Raw genomic sequence first — 3,826 nt, forward strand, 5'->3', positions numbered from 1 at the left:
AACGGTTGAGGTCAATGGAGAAACGCCTGGTTATCAGGCTCAGCACGCGTGTTCCTGTGGTCTGCCCCGACGCCCTGTCCGTGGAACACGTGAAGGCTATCGAGGCCGCTTCCCCGGTATGGGTTGTTCTCCATATCAATCATCCGCGGGAGATAACAGACCGATCTCTCGCCGCGATCGCCAGCATCCGCAACGCAGGGGGCATTCCCGTCAGTCAGACCGTGCTGCTCAGGAACGTCAACGACTGTCCGCATGTGCTCCTGAAACTCTTCGAATCCCTCGTCATGGCAGGTGTGAAGCCCTATTACCTTTTCCAGCTCGACGACGTCCGCGGGGCGTCGCATTTCAAGGTGAGACTGGAGAGAGGCCGGGAGATCATGGCCTTTCTCAGACGAAACGCCTCGGGTCTTGCCGTTCCGCACTACGCCCTCGACATCCCGGGGGGTCTGGGCAAGATCCCGGTCAACTCCGAACACGTGCGGTATCAGGAAGGCACAACGATGGTCGAGCTCATAAGCCCCTCGGGTGAGATCGGGTACTATGACAACAACGCCCCGGAAAGCACGTGCATGAAGTGTGGGATCTGCAAAGAAACAAGCAATAGATGATCCGTCATAGGTTATGGATGATGGGTTACAGGGGGTCCTTTCCCATGACCCATAACCTATGACCCATCACCCATCTTCTTTGGTCTGAATATCGCCGTTATGTAGTTCACTGCCGAGTACATGCTGAAGAGGAGAGCGGCATAGATGACGTACAGTCCTACCTGCTGAGCAAGGGGATGTTTGAAAAGGAGGCAGGATATGGCCACGATCTGGAGCGTGGTCTTGAGCTTACCCGTGAAAGAGGGATAAATGGTGATGCCTTCGAGAGCGTAGAAGGACCGCAGCCCGTTGATGATGAATTCCCTGCACACGAGAAGGATGGTCACCCATAACGGCACCAGGTTGTGGTAGGTGAGCGTGATGAGCACCGAGGAGACAAGCAGCTTGTCGGCGATGGGATCGAGATAGAGACCGAGCTTTGACGTGAGCTTGAACCTTCGCGCCACGAAACCGTCCAGCCCGTCCGTTATACCGGCCAGGATAAAAAGGACGAAGGCGACGTAGAAGAACCCTTTCTCTATAAAAATTATGATCAAGGGGATGAAGAGTATTCTCAGGATGCACAGCCGGTTAGGAAGCGTCCAGAGAGGGAGCTGTTCGTCTTTGGCTTTCATCAATTCTTCTTGAACGATTTATAGTAGGACTTGACCCGTTGCACGTACGTGCGTGTTTCATCGTACGGCGGGATGTTCATGTTATATTCCTTGACCCGTGCCGGCCCGGCGTTGTATGCGGCCAGCATGAGGTCAAGGTTGCCCCCGAAGGTCTCGCCCAGGTACTTCAGGTATCTCGTCCCGCCCCGGATATTCTCTTCGGGATCGAAGGGGTTATCCACCTTCATCAAACGTGCCGTGTCCGGCATGAGTTGCATGAGACCCTGAGCGCCTTTGTGTGACATGGCGTTGGGGTTGAAATTGGACTCGGCCTTCATGACCGCCTTGACGAGCGAGGGGTCTATCCCGTGCGTCTGCGCTTGACGTTCAATAATACCGTCGTAGGTGGTGTTGTTGAAGACCCGCGCGACGACGTGTCTTATCCGTTCGGAGATCACAACCCGGAATTTTTTCCCAATGGGAAGAATGTTCGTGAAATGGGACGTGCCGCTTTCATCCACGTAGGTATATATCGCGGGATATGCCGCGAGCGGCAACAGGCATAATCCCACTATGAATACAACCTTGATACTCATATTTAATTTTCTTAAACTTTTTTGTCCTTGTCAAGAGTTTTGGGTTGTAATATGCTTGATAGTCATGGATTCGCAAGGGATTCTCTACGTTGTCGCAACTCCGATCGGTAATCTCGGCGACATCACTCTGAGGGCCATAGAGGTCCTGAAGGAGGTCGATCTTGTCGTGGCGGAAAGCACATCCCGGGCCTTGAAGCTGTTCAGTCACTATGGCATCAAGAACACGATCCTGGGTATCAGCAGCTACAACGAAGAGAGAAGATCGGTTTCGATAATCCGCAACCTCAAGGCGGGCAGAAAGGTCGCGCTGGTAACTGCCGCCGGGACTCCCTGCATCTCCGACCCCGGCGGGATCCTTGTGAGCAAATGCATCGCGGAAAACATCGATGTCTGTGCGGTACCCGGGGCTTCAGCGGTTGCGGCGCTTGTCTCCGTGTCGGGCCTGTTCGCCGACCGGTTCGTTTTCTACGGTTTTCTCCCCCTGAAGAAAGGAAAGCGGAAGAAGGCTTTGGAAGGGCTTTGCTCCAGCCCGTATCCCATTGTCTTTTATGAGTCGCCGCGGCGCGTCGAAGAGACCCTCGGATATGTTCTCGACATCATGGGGGACCGGAAGATGGTCATGGTAAAAGAGATGACGAAGCTTTTTGAGAGAACCTTTCGAGGCACCGTGAGCGAAGTCATCGCAGAGGTCTCAGGAGAGGAGAAGAGGGGAGAATACGCCTTTATAGTCGCTGGAAGCGAAACATGATCCCGGCGGACCCCTTTCGTTTCCTGTTGAATACGGGTTTCCAGTCCATCATAATGGTGACAGGTTCATGAGATCGAGGATCATGCATAACGCGGTTGCCTTCGTTCTGGCCGGCGGTGCGGGCGAGAGGCTGCATCCGCTCACGCGGGACAGGGCGAAACCTGCCGTTGTCTTCGGGGGCAAATACCGCATCATCGATTTCACGCTCAGTAACTGCGTCAATTCGGGCATCAGAAAGATATTCGTCCTTCCCCAGTACAAGTCGCACTCACTCATCGAGCACACGCGTGATGCCTGGAGTATCCTGAATCCCGAACTGGGCGAGTTCGTATCCAACCTCTCTCCTCAGATGAGGGTGGGAGAGGACTGGTACAGAGGCACCGCCGACGCGGTGTATCAGAACCTCTACCATCTGAAACAGGTGGATGCGGACAACGTGATCGTCCTTTCCGCCGATCACGTGTACAAGATGGATTACAGCCATTTCGTGAGATATCACCAGAGCAGGAGGTCGGACATGACGATCTCCGGCATCGAGGTCGACATCTCGGAGGCTTCACGGTTCGGAGTCATCCACACAGGCCCCGATTCCAGGGTCATAGGGTTCGAGGAGAAGCCGGCGGAGCCGCGCCCCATGCCGGGATCTCCCGACAAGGCCTTTGTTTCCATGGGTGTCTATGTCTTCAAACGCGATGTCCTTATCGACATGCTCACGCGTGACGCCCGGCGAGAGGGATCCTTTCACGATTTCGCGCGGGACCTCATACCCTTCATGTATCCCCGTAATCGTGTTTTTGTCTACCGGTTCGGCGTCGGGAAGGGCCGCGACAGCAAGTACTGGAGGGACATCGGCACGATCGAGGCATACTGGCAGGCAAACATTGACCTCGCTTCGGTGAGGCCGGAGTTCAATCTCTATGACCGGAATTGGCCCATCAGGACCTACGAGGGCCAGTATCCGCCGGCGAAGACCATCTTTGCCGACGAGACAGGTGGCCGGGCGGGCAAGGCCCTCGATTCGATCATTTGCAGCGGGGTCATCATAAGCGGCGGCACGGTGCGCAATTCCGTCCTCTCCCCCGGTGTCCGTATCAACAGTTATGCCGAGGTGAGTCAATCCATTCTTTTCCACGATGTGGTCGTCGGCATGAGGGCGAAGATAAAAAGGGCCATCATAGACAAAGACGTCCGCATTCCCGATGGCATGCGGATAGGCTACGACCTGGAAAAGGACAGGCAGCGGTTCTTTGTCAGTGATGAAGGAATAGTGGTGATCCCCAA

5 protein-coding genes are annotated in these 3,826 nt (G+C 54.9%); 3 read left to right on the plus strand and 2 right to left on the minus strand.

Annotation, left to right across the window (positions count from 1 at the left end):
• Positions 1–14 precede the first annotated feature (14 nt).
• Entirely contained in the window at positions 15–608 is a 594-nt protein-coding gene (locus tag GXX82_04300; protein ID NLT22249.1) for a hypothetical protein, read from the plus strand.
• 56 nt (positions 609–664) lie between these two features.
• On the opposite strand, the gene pgsA is transcribed toward GXX82_04300, so the two are convergent.
• Together pgsA and GXX82_04310 are read right to left on the minus strand one after the other, a co-directional pair.
• On the minus strand, positions 665–1,222 hold the full coding sequence (gene pgsA / locus GXX82_04305) for a CDP-diacylglycerol--glycerol-3-phosphate 3-phosphatidyltransferase (GenBank protein NLT22250.1): 558 nt from the start codon (positions 1,220–1,222) through the stop codon (positions 665–667).
• Positions 1,222–1,797: a lytic transglycosylase domain-containing protein gene (locus GXX82_04310; GenBank protein NLT22251.1), complete on the minus strand. Its 576-nt coding sequence runs from the start codon at positions 1,795–1,797 to the stop codon at positions 1,222–1,224. Before GXX82_04310 ends, pgsA begins: the two co-directional genes overlap by 1 nt.
• Before the next feature lie 64 nt (positions 1,798–1,861).
• On the opposite strand from GXX82_04310, the gene rsmI reads away from it, so the two are divergent.
• Both rsmI and glgC read left to right on the plus strand, forming a co-directional pair.
• A complete protein-coding gene (rsmI, locus tag GXX82_04315; GenBank protein NLT22252.1) occupies positions 1,862–2,545 on the plus strand; it encodes a 16S rRNA (cytidine(1402)-2'-O)-methyltransferase in 684 nt (227 codons plus the stop codon).
• An 82-nt stretch (positions 2,546–2,627) separates the two neighbouring features.
• On the plus strand, positions 2,628–3,826 hold a 1,199-nt coding region (glgC, locus tag GXX82_04320; protein ID NLT22253.1), incomplete at its 3' end, for a glucose-1-phosphate adenylyltransferase.

The sequence above is a fragment of the Syntrophorhabdus sp. genome (assembly GCA_012719415.1).
In the GTDB taxonomy this organism is placed as follows: domain Bacteria; phylum Desulfobacterota; class Syntrophorhabdia; order Syntrophorhabdales; family Syntrophorhabdaceae; genus Delta-02.